Consider the following 18,701-nt stretch of genomic DNA (forward strand, 5'->3'; position numbering starts at 1 on the left):
CCTGCATCGCGATCAGAGCCTGCTTTGTATGGTCCCGGGAATCTTTCAGCAGGCACGCCCGAGGTAACCCTCCAATGACTGAGACCATCCATTTCGCCGAGGAAGAGCGTCTTCGCACGGACAGGCAGATGCTGTTCATCCTTCTGGCCCATATACCTGTGGTGGCTCTGCTGGTTCCCATCGGGTTCGGCACCCACGGATTCGCCATTGCGGCATCGCTGCTGGCGGGCGCTGCTATCGGACTCGGTTATTGGGTCTTACGGGGCACCAGGGCCCTTTCCGTTGTTTTTGCCGTCAGTCTGATGGTTTTTTCGGCGATCATGATTCAGGCCCAGATGGGGCGCATCGAAATGCACTTCCATATCTTTGCGGCCATGGCGCTGTTGATTATCTACCGTGACTGGCTGCCCGTGGTGACCGCCGCTGCCGTGATCGCGCTACACCACCTGGCATTCACCGGTCTGCAGATCTCCGCCGCCAGTATCGCCGGTACCTCCGTGACTGTTTTCGACCATGACGCGAGCTGGTCCGTGGCCATGGTGCATGCCGCATTCGTGGTATTCGAAGCCGGGATTCTGGTGTTCTTTGCCATTCGAATGGGGGAGGAGCGCAAACAGGCAATGCAGATTATCGAGGTGGTTCAGGCTTTTGATGTCGATAAGGACCTTACAGGTAGGGTAGAGAATACTGGCAATAACATCACAGCGGCGTCATTCAACAGCATGATGGCGCGGTTTGAGGCATTGGTTGCCACGGTTCGTGATCTGTCGTGCCGTTTGAGCACAAATGCACGCAGTCTCAAGGATGTCAGTGTTCATTCCGGTGACATCGTAAATGATCAGCAACAGCAAACCGATCAGGCTGCGACTGCCATGAACCAGATGGCTGCCACGATTCAGGAAGTGGCGCAGAATGCCCAGACAGCGTCAGAATCCGCTTCTCACGCGTCAGAGGCATCAGCGGCGGGTTCCGGTAACGTTAACGACGCCGTGAAGCTGACAGAGTCCACGAACAGCGCGCTGGCGGATTCCGGCCGCATGGTTCAGGAGCTGGTGAGCAAGGTCCAGTCCATCGCTAGCGTGATTGGCTCTATCAGTGACATATCGGATCAGACCAACCTGCTGGCATTGAACGCCGCTATAGAAGCCGCGCGGGCGGGTGAGCATGGTCGGGGTTTTGCGGTGGTGGCGGACGAGGTGCGGAATCTGTCCCGGCGTACCCAGGCATTTACCGCCGACATCCGTATCACTATCGACGAACTGGCCGGGGTGTCTGAGGGCAGCCTGGCCGCCATAGAGATTGGCCAGACCCGTTCCCGTGAGACTACCTATGCCATTCGCAAGGCCGGAGAGGCGCTGGTAACAATTGAAAAGGCGATCAGGGAAGTCAGTGAAATGAATCAGCAGATTGCTGCGGCCTCTGAACAGCAGGCTGTGGTCTCTTCCGAAATCAATGAAAACATTCAACGCATGGCTGTGCAGAATAGCAATGTCGTCTCTGAAGTGAGCAAGGCGGGAACGATGGCAGGAGAGTTGCAATCATTGGTTGACGAGGTCAATGCGCTGGTGGGTGAATACAGAACCTCCTGATTGGCCGATTATTCCTCCGATCATTCATTGAATTCTGCGGGGTATTCACCACCGCAATACCGAACATTCACGGGCTTGCGGTTGAAGTCTCGCCAATCAGTGCAATAGTTATAGGTGACTTCCATCGCCGGAGTCTTTGCTTCAGTGTACTGATCAGTTGGAGCGCATTGACACAAAGGCTCCCGCAAAGCCTTCCGGAATTTTCGGATAATGAAAAAGGAGGCACCTCATGTCGAAACAAAGTCTGAGCAAAGACAGTCTCAATACCCTTTCCAGCCTTGAAGCTGGCGGTAAAACCTACCATTACTACAGCCTGCCGAAGGCTGCAGACACCCTGGGCAACATAGACAAGTTGCCTTTTTCCCTGAAAGTGCTACTTGAGAACCTGCTGCGCAACGAGGATGACGTCACGGTGGACCGGGGTCATATCGATGCCATGGTTGAGTGGATGAAAAACCGCAAGTCCGATACCGAGATCCAGTTCCGTCCTGCCCGTGTACTGATGCAGGACTTTACCGGTGTGCCGGGTGTGGTGGATCTGGCAGCGATGCGTGAGGCGGTGCAGGCTGCCGGCAAGGATCCGGCGATGATCAATCCACTGTCACCGGTGGATCTGGTGATCGACCATTCGGTCATGGTGGATAAGTTTGGTGATGCCTCTGCGTTCAAGGATAACGTCACCATCGAGATGGAGCGCAACCAGGAGCGTTATGAATTCCTGCGCTGGGGACAGCAGGCTTTTGATAACTTCCGTGTGGTGCCGCCGGGTACCGGCATCTGTCACCAGGTAAACCTGGAGTATCTGGGCAGGACAGTCTGGAGCAAGGATCAGGACGGAAAAACCATCGCCTATCCGGACACTCTCGTGGGTACCGACTCACATACCACCATGATCAACGGCCTGGGCATCCTTGGCTGGGGTGTTGGCGGTATTGAGGCGGAAGCGGCCATGCTCGGCCAGCCCGTATCAATGCTGATTCCGGAAGTGGTCGGTTTCAAGATTACCGGAAAGCTTCGGGAAGGCATTACCGCCACCGACCTGGTGCTCACGGTTACGGAAATGCTCCGCAAGAAAGGGGTGGTGGGCAAATTTGTGGAGTTCTACGGTGACGGCCTCAAGGACATGCCCGTTGCCGACAGGGCTACCATCGCCAATATGGCGCCGGAATACGGTGCCACCTGCGGTTTCTTCCCAGTGGACGAGCAAACCATCAAGTACATGAAACTGACCGGCCGTGAAGATGACCAGCTCGAACTGGTTGAGGCCTATGCCAAGGCCCAGGGGCTGTGGCGTCAACCCGGCCAGGAGCCGGTTTACACCGACAACCTGGAGCTGGACATGGGCGAAGTAGAGGCCAGCCTGGCCGGCCCCAAACGCCCCCAGGACCGGGTAGCCCTGAAAAACATGAAGGCGTCTTTCGAGCTGTTGATGGAAACTGCCGAGGGGCCCGGTGAGAACCGGAAAACCAACCTCGAATCCGAGGGCGGTGGAACAGCTGTTGGAGCTCAGGACGCGTACTTTGAACATCCCTCCAGCCAGCCACTTCACATGAACGGGGAAAAGTTCCGGCTTGACCCGGGCGCAGTGGTGATTGCCGCTATTACCTCTTGTACCAATACGTCCAATCCAAGCGTCATGATGGCCGCAGGTCTTATCGCCCAGAAGGCCGTTGAGAAAGGTCTGAGCACCAAGCCCTGGGTGAAGACCTCACTGGCGCCGGGCTCCAAGGTGGTCACCGACTACCTTCGGGTCGGTGGCTTTCAGGACGACCTGGATAAACTTGGCTTTAACCTCGTGGGTTATGGTTGTACCACCTGTATCGGTAACTCAGGGCCGCTGCCCGAAGAGGTGGAGCAGGCGATCACCGATGGTGATATGACGGTGGCCTCGGTGCTTTCGGGTAACCGTAATTTCGAAGGCCGTGTGCATCCGCTGGTCAAAACCAACTGGCTGGCATCACCGCCACTGGTAGTGGCCTACGCACTGGCCGGAAACGTGCGTCTGGATCTCTTTGAGGATCCGCTGGGAAAAGACAGGGATGGCAATCCGGTTTACCTGAAGGACCTGTGGCCAAGCCAGCAGGAAATCGCCGAGGCGGTGGAAAAGGTCAAAACCGAGATGTTCCACAAGGAGTACGCGGAAGTCTTCGATGGTGATGATACCTGGAAAGCCATCAAGGTACCGGAGAGCAAGGTGTACGAGTGGTCTGACAAGTCCACCTATATCCAGCATCCTCCCTTCTTCCAGGGTCTGAAGGAAGAGCCGGACGCCATTGAAGACATCAAGGATGCGAACATCCTTGCCCTGCTCGGGGACTCTGTTACCACGGACCATATTTCCCCGGCCGGGTCGTTCAAGCCTGACACCCCCGCAGGCAAATACCTGCAGGAGCATGGCGTGGAGCCGAAAGATTTCAACTCCTATGGTTCCCGTCGGGGTAACCACGAGGTGATGATGCGCGGCACCTTCGCCAACGTTCGGATCAGGAACGAGATGCTGGACGGTGTCGAGGGTGGTTTCACCAGACACATTCCCACCGGTGAGCAGATGCCCATCTATGATGCGGCGATGAAATACCAGGAAGAAGGTACCCCGCTGGTTGTAATCGCTGGCAAGGAGTATGGCACCGGCTCCAGCCGGGACTGGGCTGCCAAGGGCACCCGTCTGTTGGGGGTAAAAGCCGTGGTGGCGGAATCCTATGAGAGGATTCACCGGTCCAACCTGATTGGTATGGGCGTTATGCCATTGCAGTTCCAAGACGGAGTGGACCGTAAGAGTCTCAAGCTTACAGGTGAAGAGACCATCAGCATCAAGGGTCTGTCCGGCGACATCAAGCCGGGCCAGAAACTGGAGATGACGGTGACCTATCCGGACGGCAACACGGAAACCTGTGAACTGCTGTCACGGATTGATACTGCCAACGAGGCAGTGTATTACCGCCACGGCGGCATTCTGCACTATGTGGTGCGGGAAATGTTGAAGTCTGCGTGACAGGGACGGCTGGCCAGGGGAGTGCCTGGTCAGCCTGTCTGCGTGGATCTGCAATGGCGCGGTTCAATCCGGAACCCTGACCCGATGCCTACACCTGGTCCGAATCCGATGCCTCGCCTTCCGCAGTGGGCATGTCTACCCAGAAATGCGCTCCCCGATCCTTCTAAGTATGACTATGCGCGCTATGGACAGTTCGTCGACATTTCGCGCAATGCAGGATAATACTGCATTGAAAGGCAAGCCTGTGGTATTCATGATCGTCAAGGTGCAAACTGAAGAAGTTGAGTCCTGCAGGGAACCCGCAGTGGTTGAGGTAATACCCAGGCCATTCGCTCCCATGACCCTGGCGGACCAGATACGTGAAATATGGATGTCCAAGGTTTGAGCATGTTTACGAAAGAATCTGCGGAAGAACTGAAGAGCAAACTGAACCTGGAAACCTCCCGGATCAACTGGCACGATTTGCAGGTCTATTATGCCCGAGGGCATGTTGTGATGGTGTCCCCGGAACTGGATCTGCTGGATGTGGCAGCCGAGCTGGCAGCGGATAATACTGCCCGCTTTCAGCAATGGATGGACAGCGGCCAGGTAGGCGACGTTGCTCCGGACCTTGCCCGTCACTGGTATGACGAAAACGCCGAACTCTGGGCGGTGGTGATTGCACCCTGGGTGCTGGTTCAGGACAGGTCTGGTCATGTTCTTCACTGAACTTTCCGGGAGCGCGCCGTGAAATTGCATTATTTCCACGGTCGTGGCCCGTTGCGTGCACTGGTAATGGTCCGGGACCAGCGTAGGGTTGAGTTTTTTATCAAACCGGTTGGTGAGGACATCTGGGCTCTGGTGGCGCTTAGTGGCTCAGTGGCTGGCCAGCCCGAGAAGCACCGCTGCCAGGGCCCCTACCGCTCGATAGCTCAGGCCGAAGCGGTGTTGCGCAGTGCTGCAGGTGCATTGATGGGGCAGGATTATCAGCCCCAGCCCAATGACTACGTGGTCTGGTCGGTGATGGCTCAGCGGCTTGCGCGCACCATCCGCATCGACCGCGACGCCTGTGCGGGCAAGTTTCATTTTGATCCGGATCAGTACGAGCCCATCGGCTGAACTGCACCATTCACAATCGTTTCCGAGGGTTCCATGCTGACCGGCGCACTGCTGATTCTGGCCCCGCTTTTTCTGGGATTCGCCCTGGCATTGGAAAACCGTCACCTGATGACGGTCATTCACTACGGTGTTGAAGGGCTGATCTTTTTCATCCTGGCTTTATTGGGGCTTGGCCTTGGCCAGATGGAAGGGCTGTCTGCCCAGCTTGGCGGTATGGCGGCCCAGGTTCTGATCCTGGTGGTTGCCCTCCTGGTCGCAAACATGATTGGTTTGTGGTTATTCCATCGCTGGCAGCCCATGAGCGTTGAACGCCCGGATGCCGATGCCAGTCCCGGCTATCGCCGGCTGTTTCTCGCCGGACTGAAACCATTGCTGGCGGTGGTGGCCGGCCTGTTTGCCGGTTATTTTCTGCTACCGTCCATGCCCATGGCAGAACAGGTGGCCACCTGGGCGCTGATGCTGCTGCTTTTTCTCATTGGGATACAGCTGCGTAATGCCGGGCTATCCTTGCGCAAACTACTGATGAATCGTCAGGGGCTGGGTATTGCCCTCTCTCTCGCGCTCAGCTCACTGATGGCCGGTATTGCACTGATCCCCTGGCTGGACCTGCCCTGGCACGATGTGCTTGCCATGACGTCCGGCTTTGGGTGGTATTCTCTCTCGGGTATTGTGATCGGTGACGCCCTGGGGCCCGCCTGGGGCGGCGTCGCCTTTCTGAATGATGTTCTCAGGGAAATCATAGCACTGGCCATTATCCCGCTGCTGATCGCCGCCCGCCCTGCCATGGCCATCGGCTACGGCGGTGCCACTGCCATGGATTTCACCCTTCCGGTAATACGCAGCAGTGGTGGTCTGGCCTGTGTGCCGGTAGCCATCGCGTCCGGCTTTCTGCTGTCGTTTCTGTCGCCGGTGTTGATGGCAGTGTTTCTGTCATTGGGATAAATTGACACTGTGCCAGGCATATTGCGGTTTTACGGTTACGCTGCCTGGCAGTAGACTAGCGATTCTTGACAAAGGTTAATTGCATTTAATGCACCCGGACACTTGATGCAGCGCCGCGACTTTCTTTTTTTAGCGATAGCTTCCGGCCTTTCTGTGGCCGGATTGGCCGGCTGCAGCAGGTCCGGCCCCATCACGTTCGGCGTTCACCCCTGGATCGGTTATGAGCCTCTTTATCTGGCACGGGATTTTGGCTGGCTTCCGGAGTCCATTGTGCTCAGAACCGGTTCCTCTGCTAAAGACTCCATGAACGGGCTCATCTCCGGTGAGCTGGATGGCGCAGCCTTGACACTGGACGAAACCATACGGGTCTGGTCACAAGGGGTTGAGCTGGTCGTTGTAGCCGTTACCAATGTGTCTGCAGGCGCGGATGTCCTGGTTACCCGCCCGCACATTGCCGAGCTGGCTGACCTCAGGGGCCAGCGGGTAGCGGTGGAACTGAGCGGGGTTTCCGGCACCATGCTGCTGAAGATCCTTGAGGTTGCCGGCCTGCACACCGACGATATAACCAGGATTGATCTGCCAATCAGTCAGCATGCAGAGGCCTGGTCACGGGGTGATATTGACGCATCTGTCAGTTACGAGCCCACGGCATCCGCCCTTGTGAGAGCAGGCGGAGTCCGACTGTTTGACAGCCGTGAAATGCCAGAAACCATATTTGATGTCCTTGTGGTCACCCGAGAAAAAGCGCGCAGCAGCCCGGGCGCAGTTCGCGATCTGGTGGCGGCTCATTTTAACGGATTGCGCCACCTGGTCCGAAGCATGCACGACGCTGTCTATCGGATTGCAAACCGGCAGGACATCCAGCCGGAGGACGTGCGCAGTGCTCTGGCAACGGTGATGCTGCCGGACCTGGCGGCGAATCAACGCTACCTCGCCGCATCCGGCCGGGTGGAAACCATCGCCCGCTCGCTTTCTCGGCACTTGCGGCGTGAAGGAATGATCAGTAACGAGTTCGAATTACCGCGCCTGTGCGATCCTGCTTTCCTGCCCAGGAGGGTTCTTTGAGCGTTCGCAAGCATTTCTGTCTTCTGGCCATGCTGTTCGCCGTTGAGTGTCTGACAGCTACGGTTGTCACTGCCGGGGAAACACTTACCTTTGGTGTGTTCGCCTATCGGCCCGAGAGCATTATTCGTGACCGGTATGAGCCTCTGGCTCGCTACCTCTCCGAAGAGGCAGGCGTAGAAGTGGAGCTTGCAGTGCTGAATCAGGAGAACATGAGCCGGGCCATCGCCGCCAACAGGCTGGATTTTTTTCTGACCAATCCCAGTCATTTTCTGCTTATACGCAGTGAACGAAGCCTTACTGGTGTCCTGGCAACCCTGGTCAGGCGTTCCGGGGATACTGCCACTGCGAGCCTGGGTGGTGTTATTTTCACCAGGGCCGGGCGTAAGGATATCCATAGCCTTGAAGACGTTGAAGGTAAGAGCATTGCCTCGCCGGGAGTGCATTTTCTGGGGGGGTATCAGGCCCAGGCACTGGAGCTTCTGGAGGCAGGCGTTGATATTCGGCGAACGAACCGGGTTCGATTCGTCGACACCCACGACAGGGTTGTCCGCTCCGTGCTTGCGGGGGATTCGGACGTCGGATTTATTCGCACCAGTATCCTGGAAGAGATGGCCCTGACCAATCCTGAACTCCTCGGGCAGGTAAAGATTTTGAACCGGCAGGCCCTGGCAGGATTTCCCTATACTGTGTCCACTCGCCTATACCCCGAGTGGCCGCTGGTGGCTCTGCCCCATGTTAATGAGAGGGACGCTCGCAGGGTCGCGTCGGCATTGTTTGCCATTGAGCCTGAAGATGAGGCCGCCATGGCGGCAGGTATTGCCGGATTCTCTCCACCGGCGGATTACCAGTCGGTTGAGTACCTGACCCGGACATTGCGCGTGCCCCCGTATGATCAGATGCCGCGGGTGACCTGGTTGGACGTTCTTCACCAGTACCGGGTCTGGGTCTTTACCATTGCGATGCTGGTTCTTCTGCTGATTGCGAGCTCCCTTTGGCTCGGCAAGAGTAAGCGCCTGCTGACGGCGGAGCAGAAACGCCTGAGGCAGCTCATCCGCAGCTGGCCTCAACCGGCATTACTGATTCTGGACGGTGTTTTTGTAGATACCAATCGCGCAGCGGTGGATCTGCTCCGTTACTCCGCGAATGCATCACTTCAGGGCAAGAACCTTGCCGTCTTTTCACCACAGTTACAGCCAGACGGGCAGATCTCCAGACAGAAGATGGAAAAGCTCCTGGAGCGGGTGAGGGGTGGTCATGTGGAACAGTGTGAATGGATGTTGCACCGCTCGGACGGATCGCAGGTCTGGGTTGACATGACCATGGCGCCAGTTCAGGGGGAAACGGAAGCCGAGACGGTTATTCTCTGCGCCTGGTATGACATAACCAGGCGAAAGCAGGCTGAGCAGCGTCAACGCCTGGCAGCAAGTGTTTTCGTTCACGCTCGCGAGGCGATTTTTATTACCGATGGCCAGGGCATTGTGATTGATGTGAACGATGCCTACCTGGAAATCACCGGGCTATCGCGTAGTCGGGCTCTCGGGCGTTTGCCGCCGTTGCCGCTGGAAGAGGGGAGCGGCGTCTTCGCCAGTGCCCGCAGCCAGGGCTTCTGGTCGGGAGAGTTTTCCTGCAGACATCACAATGGCGAGACCCTGGTTCTGGCTGTGACCATCAGCAGTGTCAGCGGGGACCATGGTGAAATCTCTCATTTTGTAGGCATTTTCAGCGACATCAGCAGGCTCAAGGAACAGGAGCATAAACTACGGGTAATGGCTCATTATGATGCCCTGACAGGCCTGCCAAACCGGGTGCTGTTTGCTGACCGCCTGCACCAGGCCATGGCCCTGACCCGCCGACAGAGTGCCAGGCTGGCAGTGGTTTACGTTGATCTGGACGAGTTCAAGCCGGTAAACGATGCCTTTGGACACGATGCCGGTGACCAGCTGCTGGTGGAGATAGCCTCGCGGATGCGCGCCGTGCTCCGGGAAGAGGATACCCTTGCCCGGCTGGGAGGAGACGAGTTTGCGGCCATCGTGATGAACATTCAGCAGGAGACTTCACTGGAGAGCCTACTGGTGCGCCTGCTGGACCGTGTAGCCGAGCCCGCCTGGGTTGCCAATCACAGCGTGGAAGTATCGGCCAGCATTGGCTATACCTTGTACCCGCAGTCCGAAGATCTGGATGGGGATCAGCTGCTGCGCCAGGCGGATCAGGCCATGTACCAGGCCAAGCATCAGGGCCGTAACCGTTACGTCCGGTTTACCATTCCCCCTTCGTGAGAATCACCGTTAAGCAGCTCTGTCGCTGGCTGCCAGGCCAGGGACTTGTACCACTGGTCGCAAAGCCGCCGCACTGAGCTCAGTGTGTCCAGGGTGCGCTCTCCGGCAATCGGTGACAGCTGCCCTTTGACGATCATGCCGAGCATGCGTGACTTGAGCATGTGATAGGTCTTCTCGGTTTCGTTAAATTTCTCTGGCGTGGACTCATTGGCTGACACCAGCTCCCGCAGCAGATCCACATACCCTTCAAGCTGTTCCGAAAGGCCGGCCAGCTGGGGCAGCTTCCGGGACTCCCGCAACTGCAACAGGGCGGGAGCCAGGTTCACGGACTCTGCCAGGTAGCGGCAGTTCAGAATTGTTCTGGTCAGGGCGTCTACGGTTGTCGGATGCATCTTCTCTGCACGCAATCTGGAGATGTAGTCGGCAATGGACTGGTTGAGACTCAGGCAGGCATCTGATTTCGGGCGTATCTGCGCAGGCTTGAGATCTTCACGATCCAGGCACACCCGCAGCAACCCGCGGTTCAGGTCAATCAGGCGTTTCATTTCCTGATCAACAGCACCAACGGCCAGCTCTGGTGTGGCAATCAGAGTGTTGTCGAGAAAGCGGGGCCTGGCGTCACCCTCCTCTTTACTGCGGAACAGCCCACCGAGCATCCGCGCCAATCCTGGCAGGAGCGGAAGCATAATGGCTGCGCCGAGCAGATTGAAAAGGGTGTGGAAAATCGCAAGTGATATGGCCGCATTGGTATCGAGCTCCAGCCATCTCGTCACCGCGGCGACAATCCACAGCATCAGTGGAAGAATCAGTACAGCAATGGCGCCGGTAACCAGATTGAACACGACGTGGCCCAGGGCGAGGCGCCTGGCGTTCGCTGTTGCCTTGAGTACGGCGATGGCCGCGGTGGAGGTGGTCCCGAGGTTGGCCCCGATCACAGCTGCGGCCGCGTCCTGAAGTGACAGAAGGTTGCTTGCTGCCGCGCTGAGGATGATAGCTAGGGCTGCACTTGAGGATTGCGTGAGCACCGTCGCCAGAAATCCGGACAGAATGAAAAGGGGAAGACCGAGGCCGTGGCCGAGGACTTCCGTGCTGTCCAGGCCTGCGGTCAGTTGCCCAAGAGATTCCTTCAATATCGAGAGCCCGAGGAAAAACAGCGCAAAACCTGCCAGTGCTTCTCCCAGGGACTGGTTCTTCTGTTCGTTACTCAGCAGTTTTATGGCCATACCGACAGCCAGCAGAGGCATGGCGAATGCCTCAATCCTGAAGCCGAAACCGACAAGGCTTACCAGCCAGCCTGTCATGGTGGTGCCCACGTTGGCACCGAAGACAACTCCGAGGGATTGAGCAAGGGTGAGTAGGCCGGCGTTAACAAAACCTATGGAAGCAACCGTCACGGCACTCGACGACTGAACGATGCCAGTGATCAGGATACCCGCCGCGAACCCGCGTAGAGGCGTTCTGGTCCAATGGCCCAGCATGTGTCGAAGATGATGCCCGGCAGCGCTCTTGAGGCCATTGGTCATCATTTCCATGGCCAGCAGGAAAAGGGCAAGGCCACCAAGGGTCTGGAACAGGGTTGCTGTCATTTGCGGGTGCACGAATCTGAAGTGAGAGTATTCTGAGCTTAGCAGAACCCCTGTGGGTGCCGTTGGCGCTCAGACAAGAAATTTGCGGACATCGACTTTGTATTCGGCCGGATCAACGGCTCGCAGTATACGGTCCTGGGTGCCGGGTCTGGCGAGATCCAGGGTGTCGACCGTGATCGGCATACGGAAGCGGGTGTTGTACATGACACGAACCACGGGTAGTCGCTGGTCTTCGTCATTGGTCTCCACCACAACCCCGAGACGCCCGCTTTCCAGAAGCACCAGGGATCCAATGGGGTAGAGGCCGACACAACGGATGAATTCCCTCACCAGTGCGGGATCCAGATGGCTTCCGCTCCATTCCAGCAGCTTCTTGAGACCTTGCGTGGGTGTCAAGCCCTTATGATAGACGCGGTCTGAGGTGATGGCGTCATAGACGTCGGTGATCGCCACCATGCGACCGTAAATGGATATTTCGTCGCCCCTGAGTCCTTCCGGGTAGCCACTTCCGTCCAGCCGTTCGTGGTGCTCAGCCGCCGTAATGATGGTCAGTTCACCAATTCCCTCTGTAGACTTCAGTATATCCCTGGAGTGCCGGGCATGGGCTTTCATGACCTCGAATTCCTCGGAGGTCAGCCTTCCCGGTTTATGCAGAATCTCGTCCGGTGTAAGTATCTTGCCGATGTCATGGAGCAGTGCGCCGACAATGGTTTGGTGCAGCACATCCGGTGGCAGTTTGCGGAAGTTGCCGAAGAGGGACATCAACACACTGAGATTCACAGAATGCTCGAGGAGGTAGTTGTCCTTTTCGCGGATACGGCCAAGGCAACTGAGTGCGTTGGCGTTGCGGAAAACGGAGCTCTGGAGCTCATCAGCCAATTGATGAATGGGGGCGATATCAATGGCGCCACCAATTTTTACGCTTTGCATCAGGTTGCTCACCAGGCCCTGGGCCTGGGTATGAACCTGCTGGGCAAAGAGCATTTCCTCGGCCACCGTGACCTGCCTGAACACGCCGGGTTTCTGCTCGCCAGCGCTTTGAAGGGCTTTCTCGTTGCGGTGTTCCACTTCATGAGCCGGCTCGGAGTCCTGGGAGTCCAGGCCCCTGGAAACATCGATATAGACGTGGTCCACCCCCATCCGGCGGATTTTTTCGATGGTTTCCTCTTTCTTGATCACGCCGCGACGACGCTGGGTGTTGTGAGGAATCCAGTCGTTGTTCAGGTCGGTGATGTACATGCCGACCCTGAGGGCCGATACGGGGATACGTTTGATCATTGCCCCTGGAAGAACGTCCTCAGGCTATTGTCATAGGTGGTAGCCAATACGTCCTCCAGCGGTAGTTGCTTCACTTCGGCGATTTTTTCAGCAACAAAGGGAATATAGAAGGGTGCGTTTTCCTTGCCGCGATAGGGTACCGGAGTCAGGAATGGCGCATCCGTTTCCAGAAGGATCTGTCCAATGGGCGCCATGCGCACAATATCCCGCACGTTTTCTGCCTTGTTGAACGTGGTGATGCCGTTAAAACCCAGGCACCAGCCTTCATCCAGGGCATATTGCGCCAGCCCGGGGCCGGACGTGAAGCTGTGGATCACACCACGGCGCTTGAGGGTGCCCTCGAACTCTTTCAGGATATCAATGGTATCCTCATCGGCTTCACGGCTGTGGATAACCACCGGTCGGTCCGTGTCGCAGGCGATCTGCAGTTGACGGCGAAAAACCTCGCGCTGGACGTTACGGTCCGCGTTGTCGTAGAAGTAATCCAGACCGATTTCTCCCACGGCAACGATCTTGTCGTCGACGACATGGGCGCGGATTTCACTTTCGGCGGCGTCGGAATACTTCTCGGCATCGTGGGGGTGAACGCCTTGTGTGCCATATACCCAGGGTGCACTCTGGCTCAGTTCACGAACCGTGGCCAGGTTTTCCGGTGACACGGCAATGGTGATCACCCGCTCGATATTGACCCGCCGCGCTTCGGCCAGAGTTTCCTCCAGGGGGCGCTCCTTGAGGTAATCCAGGTGGCAGTGGGTTTCGATAATGGGCTGATCGAAAACGGGAATCTCGCGACGCTTTTTACTCATTGTCGGGTTTTTAACTCCATCGCAACCATGGCATTGGCTGCTATCCTGAGAACTTGGTCACGATAGTTTATCAGCTTGTTCGATTGTTGACCTGCATCGCTGTGATAGGGGCTCTGGATGAATAAGACGGACTTTGCCAGAAACTGGTGTTTTGACCCGGACAGACCGCAGTTCCGGAAATACCCTTCCCTGCTGGAAGATGACTCGGCTCTGCCCGGCCTTGAGGCGAGTCTTGAAGAGATTGGCGAGTTCCAGCGCCGGCTCTGGGCAAACCGGGAAAGAGCGCTGCTGATTATTGTCCATGGGCCGGATACCAGCGGCAAAGACAGCCTTATCCGGACACTGGCAACCTATGCCGACCCTGCCGGCTTTCACGCCTGGTCGTTCGGCCGCCCCGAGGGAGCGGAAAAAAGACATGACTTTCTCTGGAGGGTAACGCCGTTTCTGCCCGGGTTTGGCGAGATGGTGGCCTTCAACAGAAGTCATCATGAGGCGGTTATCGCTGAACGCGTGTGGCCGGTACACCACGAGGATAGTTATCGGTGGGAAAACCGGTACCGTTCGATTCGGGGTTTCGAGCGGCACCTGACCGAAGAAGGCACAACGTTGGTGAAGATATGGCTGAATCTCTCGGAAGACGAACACCGTCGTCGATTATTGAAGCGTCTGGACAAGCCCCGGAAACGCTGGAAATTTGATGAATCCGATATTGATGGCTGGGAAAAGCGCAAACAGTACGAAGCATTCGCCGAAGAGGCGATTGCCGCAACTCACACCGACAACGCCCCCTGGTTTATCGTGCCGGGCGATCGAAAACCCCAGGCCCGCGCTATTGTGGCAGGAATACTGGCGGAAACACTGCAGCAAATGGCGCCGGAATACCCCAGGGAAGATTCAGAGGTATTGGAAAAATATCGACGCCTGTTGGCCAGAAATGGCGTGAAGTAAATCCAAAGGAGTGAGCTTATGCATATAGCAGTGGTGGGAGGCGGCGTGGTTGGCGTAACCACGGCCTATGAACTGAACCGCCGGGGTCATCAGGTAACTGTGTTGGAACGTCACGGTATAGCCGGTAACGAAACCAGCAAGGGCAATGCCGCCCAACGCTCATACGGTGTGGTGTATCCCTGGGCCGACCCCTCCATGGTATTGAAGGCCATACCCTGGCTGTTCAGGAAAGATGGCCCATTGAAAATGCGGGTTCCGCCATCCATGAAAACCCTGCGGTTCATGTTCGCCACTCTGCGTTATGCCCGGGCGCCCGGCCTGTTTGGCCTCAACAAGCGTGCAATGCTCCGGCTTGGTATCCACAGCCGAATTCGTTTCCTGGCACTGGAAGAGGCGCTGGATTTGAACTTTGACGGCGACCATCAGGGCCTTCTCCACCTCGCCAGCACCCCGGAAGCCCTTGAAAGCTATCGCCATACTCAACAGTTGCTCAACGAGCTTGGCATTGCTTCTCGCCTGTTAACCCCGGAGCAGGTTCGCGAAGCCGAACCCGGTATGACCGGTAACGGTCCGCTTTTCGGTGCCCTGAGCTATCACACCGACGGCACCGGTGACTGCCATCTGTTCTCCCGCGAGCTGGCCAAGGCCTGCGAATCGAAGGGTGTAAGCTTCCGCTACAACACGGAAACCGAACACCTCCGCTTCGATGATCGCCGGGTCACCGGCGTTGCCGTTCGCAATAAAGATGGCAAGGCGGTTACCGTTGAGGCTGACGCCGTGGTGATCTGTGCCGGCTGCTGGTCAGCAGATCTGACCCTCCCTCTGGGCCTCGAACTGCCTATCTATCCAGTCAAGGGCTATAGCTTCACCGTACCCCTGAAAGACCCGGACCGGGCTCCGGTTTCCACTGTCCATGACGACAACTACAAGGTGGTTTCTACCCGGCTGGGCAACCGCCTGCGGGCCTCCGGTTTCGTGGAGCTGGCGGACTTCAACCGTGATATCCCTGAAGCCCGTCTGGCCACTATCCGTAAATCCGTGGAATCCCGATTCCCGGGGTGTGCGGATCTTATGGCCGCGGAAACCTGGACCGGTTTCCGCCCGATGACGCCGGATGGTCCTCCCATCATTGGTCACGGGCCCCGGGAAAATCTGTTTCTCAATACCGGTCACGGTACCTTTGGCTGGACCCTGTCGGCGGGCAGTGCGGATGTGATTGCCCAGCTGATCGACGGGGAGGAGCCTTCGGTTTGCCTTGATGCATTCAGGCCTGGGCGGTTTTCTGAGTGACTTTTGGCTTTGGGTGTAAGAGGCCTTCCGGGGCCCCTTCCCGAGATACGCTGTGAATACGTCCATGTACGCTCGACGAAAACATCCATGTTTTCGACGATCTCGTGAAGGGGCCCCGAAAGGCCTCCCATAGCTCACAGGTGCCTAAGACAGGGTCATCGTGGAATTTACAGTCGGCTTCACCATGGCGCTGAAGATCAGTCGTTTTTCGGTGAAGACGATACAGAAGTCCGATCGAGAGCGGGAACGGCATTCTGAAAAGTTTGGGCAGAGGACGGGTAAGGCTTTCCAGGATCGTCAAAAACAGGGATGTTTTTGTCGAGCGTACAGGGATGTATTCACCGCGTATCCTGGAAAGCCTTACCCGTCCTCTGATTCTCCGAACCAGAAGATTCCTCAAGGCGCCGCTCGATATTCCCACACAGAGTATGCACAAAACCGACGTCCCGATTGGTGAGCAGCGGTAACCGTTCGAATACCCACTTGGACAGTTTACCTTCGGCAGGAGCATCCACCTGGGGCAGAAGGTGCTCCAAACGCTGACGCAGGGCACCCAGTCTGGCGTCAGCATTGGCTGGTTCGGATTGAGTGGCTGGCTCACTGCCCAGTCCGGACAGTTCCCAGGCATAGAGCATGACCGCCTGGGACAGGTTCAACGACGGGTAGGTCACAGCCATGGGGAAGCCTGTGAGCAGGTCGCACAGTGCCAGTTCGTCATTGGACAGGCCCCGGTCTTCGCGGCCGAACACCAGGGCGGCCGTTGCGACCGAGGCGCCCTTGCGGGCAATGATATCCCGCAGTTGGGCGGGCTCGTGCCAGTCCTGCCGTTGGTGGCGGGGTTTGGCGGAGGTGCCCATCAGCAGGTCTACGGAGTTTCTTACCGCCGCCAGATCAGGGAAAATGCGCGCATTGTCCAGTATATGATCGCTGCCATGGGCCAGCCAGTGGGCTTCCGGGCGGGTGTGAAGGTCTGAATTGACCAGCCACAGCTCGCCAAAGCCCATGGTGCAAAGGGCGCGGGCGGCTGCCCCTACGTTTTCGGGAACCTTCGGTTCAACAAGTACAAAGGCCAGTTGCATGACGTTACCTCCGGCGGCGAGTTTACACCACGGCGCTGAATCTGTTTACCAGCGTTGGCAGCAGCTGAACGACTGGCTGGTGCAGCACCGTGAGCTCTGGCAACCGGCGCCGTTTACCGATCCGAGTCCTGCCTGGACCTGTAAATGGCCGGCACTGGCAGAACGGGTGGCTAACTTTTCTGACACTGACTGTCAGCGACTGGAGGACAATCCCGGCACACTGGCTGGATTGGTGGCCGGGGAATTGCCGTCGTTGCAGGTATTTGCAGAATTGACCCATGTGCCAGCCCTGGCATCTGGTCAGGCAGAGCCATGCACGCTGCCGGAAATCCGGGCCACCGATATGCCCGGACGAAAGCGGTTGCAGGCCGGGGCTTTTGCGTCCGCGGTTGTGCCATTGCGTCACGATGTACTGGACTGGTGCTGCGGCAAGGGGCATCTGGCCAGAACTCTGGCACCTTGGTGTAATGGCCAGGTGTCCGGTTTCGAGTGGAATCCCGCCCTTGTCGACGACGGTAATCGCCTTGCCGGGAAGTTCGACGACCCAGTCCGCCTGCATTGTCAGGATGTGATGGATAATGCCCTGGTGATGCCAACAGCCAGTCATGGCGTTGCCCTACACGCCTGCGGTGATCTCCACCGGCGGTTGATGCGGCGGGTTGCGGATGGTGGCCTGCCACGGCTGAGCTTCTCACCCTGTTGTTATCACCTGATGGATGCGCCGGACTACCAACCGCTCTCACAGCGGGCCGGTAATTCGGTGGGCAGGCTGGAACTGAGCCGGAATGACCTGCGGCTGGCGGTGCAGGAAACCGTCACCGCCCCGGACAGAGTGCGTCAGCAGACCCGTCAGATCAGCCGCTGGCGGCTGGGGTTTGATGGTCTGCAGCGTCAACTGCGGGGTGTGGATGCCTATTTGCCTGTGCCTTCACATCCGCCCGCGTTGCTGAAAGGGGATTTTGCTGGTTTCTGTCGCTGGGCGGCGAACAAGAAAGGCCTTGAGTTGCCAGGGGGAACGGATTTCGACCACTGGGAAGGTCATGGACAATGGCGACTGCAAGAGGTATATCGCCATGAGTTGGTGCGTCATCTGTTCAGGCGGCCACTGGAACTCTGGCTGGTACTGGACTATGCGTTATTTCTGGAGGAGCAGGGTTACGATGTCCGGGTGGGAACTTTCTGTGAGCGACAGCTGACGCCACGCAATCTGCTGATCGATGCTGTCAGGAAAACTGACCCTCAGGGTTTGCGGTAGACCACGTCCTCCACACAGCCGTCCCGGAAATACACGTAGGTCAGTTCGTACAGGTTACCGTAGTATCTGGTCTGGTAGACCCAGGTTTCCTGGGGCGTGGGATAGGTTTCCGGTGGCCGGCCAAAGGCCTTGCGAACGTGCTCTTTGGTCATGCCTTTGACGACCTGCTCCCGTACCAGGTACCGCCTCAGATCGGTGGAGTTGATAAAGCGGCAGGTGCCTTTGTCGTCTTTTTCGCCGGACTCGTTCGATGGCTCTGCGTTTTCCTCCCGCTCAGGTTCGGCCGGCAGGTTCTGGCCAAAGCTGCCGCCGATCCGGTTGTCCCGGATTGTGATCTCCTCGGCGTCATCCCCGCAGGGCTGGTCGGAAAAACGGGTCTCGCCGCCTGCCTCGCAACGATAGACCTGGGGCCAGGCAATAGCGGGCACAGCCAGCATGAGAATAACGACAAACACGGTTCGCTTCACAGTAATCTCCGCTGGTCTGGGACCACCACT

The 18,701-nt window shown here is 57.5% G+C and carries 16 protein-coding genes; 11 read left to right on the top strand and 5 right to left on the bottom strand.

The window, feature by feature from the left end; genetic code table 11:
- The first annotated feature begins 74 nt into the window (after positions 1-74).
- The 8 genes from QPM17_RS07360 (at position 75) to QPM17_RS07395 (ending at position 9,962) form a co-directional block, all read left to right on the top strand.
- The gene (locus QPM17_RS07360; protein ID WP_285390008.1) at positions 75-1,589 is read left to right on the top strand and encodes a methyl-accepting chemotaxis protein; all 1,515 of its coding nucleotides are present in this window, start codon (positions 75-77) and stop codon (positions 1,587-1,589) included.
- Between the two features lie 229 nt (positions 1,590-1,818).
- A complete protein-coding gene (gene acnA / locus QPM17_RS07365; protein WP_285390009.1) occupies positions 1,819-4,581 on the top strand; it encodes an aconitate hydratase AcnA in 2,763 nt (920 codons plus the stop codon).
- A 229-nt stretch (positions 4,582-4,810) separates the two neighbouring features.
- On the top strand, positions 4,811-4,966 hold the full coding sequence (locus tag QPM17_RS07370) for a response regulator (protein WP_285390010.1): 156 nt from the start codon (positions 4,811-4,813) through the stop codon (positions 4,964-4,966).
- 2 nt (positions 4,967-4,968) lie between these two features.
- A complete protein-coding gene (locus QPM17_RS07375) occupies positions 4,969-5,289 on the top strand; it encodes a DUF2288 domain-containing protein (RefSeq protein WP_285390011.1) in 321 nt (106 codons plus the stop codon).
- Between the two features lie 18 nt (positions 5,290-5,307).
- Positions 5,308-5,679 carry a PA4575 family protein gene (locus QPM17_RS07380; protein WP_285390012.1) on the top strand — a complete coding sequence of 124 codons (372 nt, stop codon included), beginning with the start codon at positions 5,308-5,310 and terminating at the stop codon, positions 5,677-5,679.
- A 33-nt stretch (positions 5,680-5,712) separates the two neighbouring features.
- The gene (locus QPM17_RS07385; protein ID WP_285390013.1) at positions 5,713-6,621 is read left to right on the top strand and encodes a LysO family transporter; all 909 of its coding nucleotides are present in this window, start codon (positions 5,713-5,715) and stop codon (positions 6,619-6,621) included.
- Positions 6,622-6,726: 105 nt separating this feature from the next.
- Complete coding sequence (locus QPM17_RS07390) at positions 6,727-7,686, top strand: ABC transporter substrate-binding protein (RefSeq protein WP_285390014.1); 960 nt, start codon at positions 6,727-6,729, stop codon at positions 7,684-7,686.
- A complete protein-coding gene (locus QPM17_RS07395; RefSeq protein WP_285390015.1) occupies positions 7,683-9,962 on the top strand; it encodes a diguanylate cyclase domain-containing protein in 2,280 nt (759 codons plus the stop codon). The genes QPM17_RS07390 and QPM17_RS07395 overlap by 4 nt, the downstream gene beginning before the upstream one ends.
- Here the strand turns inward: QPM17_RS07395 and QPM17_RS07400 are convergent.
- The 3 genes from QPM17_RS07400 to QPM17_RS07410 all read right to left on the bottom strand — a co-directional run bounded on the left by QPM17_RS07400 (position 9,932) and on the right by QPM17_RS07410 (position 13,632).
- Entirely contained in the window at positions 9,932-11,548 is a 1,617-nt protein-coding gene (locus QPM17_RS07400) for a Na/Pi cotransporter family protein (RefSeq protein WP_285390016.1), read from the bottom strand. The genes QPM17_RS07395 and QPM17_RS07400 overlap by 31 nt on opposite strands.
- A gap of 69 nt (positions 11,549-11,617) precedes the next feature.
- Positions 11,618-12,826 carry an HD-GYP domain-containing protein gene (locus QPM17_RS07405; RefSeq protein ID WP_285390017.1) on the bottom strand — a complete coding sequence of 403 codons (1,209 nt, stop codon included), beginning with the start codon at positions 12,824-12,826 and terminating at the stop codon, positions 11,618-11,620.
- Positions 12,823-13,632, bottom strand: a complete 810-nt coding sequence (locus QPM17_RS07410) for a TatD family hydrolase (RefSeq protein ID WP_285390018.1) — start codon at positions 13,630-13,632, stop codon at positions 12,823-12,825. The genes QPM17_RS07405 and QPM17_RS07410 overlap by 4 nt, the downstream gene beginning before the upstream one ends.
- A gap of 117 nt (positions 13,633-13,749) precedes the next feature.
- Between QPM17_RS07410 and QPM17_RS07415 the strand changes: the two genes are divergently transcribed.
- Together QPM17_RS07415 and QPM17_RS07420 are read left to right on the top strand one after the other, a co-directional pair.
- Positions 13,750-14,580: a polyphosphate kinase 2 family protein gene (locus QPM17_RS07415; RefSeq protein ID WP_285390019.1), complete on the top strand. Its 831-nt coding sequence runs from the start codon at positions 13,750-13,752 to the stop codon at positions 14,578-14,580.
- A gap of 18 nt (positions 14,581-14,598) precedes the next feature.
- On the top strand, positions 14,599-15,870 hold the full coding sequence (locus tag QPM17_RS07420; RefSeq protein WP_285390020.1) for a D-amino acid dehydrogenase: 1,272 nt from the start codon (positions 14,599-14,601) through the stop codon (positions 15,868-15,870).
- Positions 15,871-16,208: 338 nt separating this feature from the next.
- Here the strand turns inward: QPM17_RS07420 and QPM17_RS07425 are convergent, their stop codons facing one another.
- Positions 16,209-16,949: a tRNA/rRNA methyltransferase gene (locus QPM17_RS07425; RefSeq protein WP_285390021.1), complete on the bottom strand. Its 741-nt coding sequence runs from the start codon at positions 16,947-16,949 to the stop codon at positions 16,209-16,211.
- Here QPM17_RS07425 and QPM17_RS07430 point away from each other — a divergent pair.
- Entirely contained in the window at positions 16,948-18,204 is a 1,257-nt protein-coding gene (locus tag QPM17_RS07430) for a methyltransferase (protein WP_285390022.1), read from the top strand. The two genes, QPM17_RS07425 and QPM17_RS07430, sit on opposite strands and share 2 nt — an antisense overlap.
- Here QPM17_RS07430 and QPM17_RS07435 read toward each other — a convergent pair.
- Positions 18,189-18,671 (bottom strand): DUF4124 domain-containing protein, encoded by a 483-nt coding sequence (locus tag QPM17_RS07435; RefSeq protein WP_285390023.1) that lies wholly within the window; start codon positions 18,669-18,671, stop codon positions 18,189-18,191. The two genes, QPM17_RS07430 and QPM17_RS07435, sit on opposite strands and share 16 nt — an antisense overlap.
- Positions 18,672-18,701: the final 30 nt, after the last annotated feature.

The sequence above is a fragment of the Marinobacter azerbaijanicus genome (genome assembly GCF_030250645.1).
Taxonomy (GTDB): domain Bacteria; phylum Pseudomonadota; class Gammaproteobacteria; order Pseudomonadales; family Oleiphilaceae; genus Marinobacter; species Marinobacter azerbaijanicus.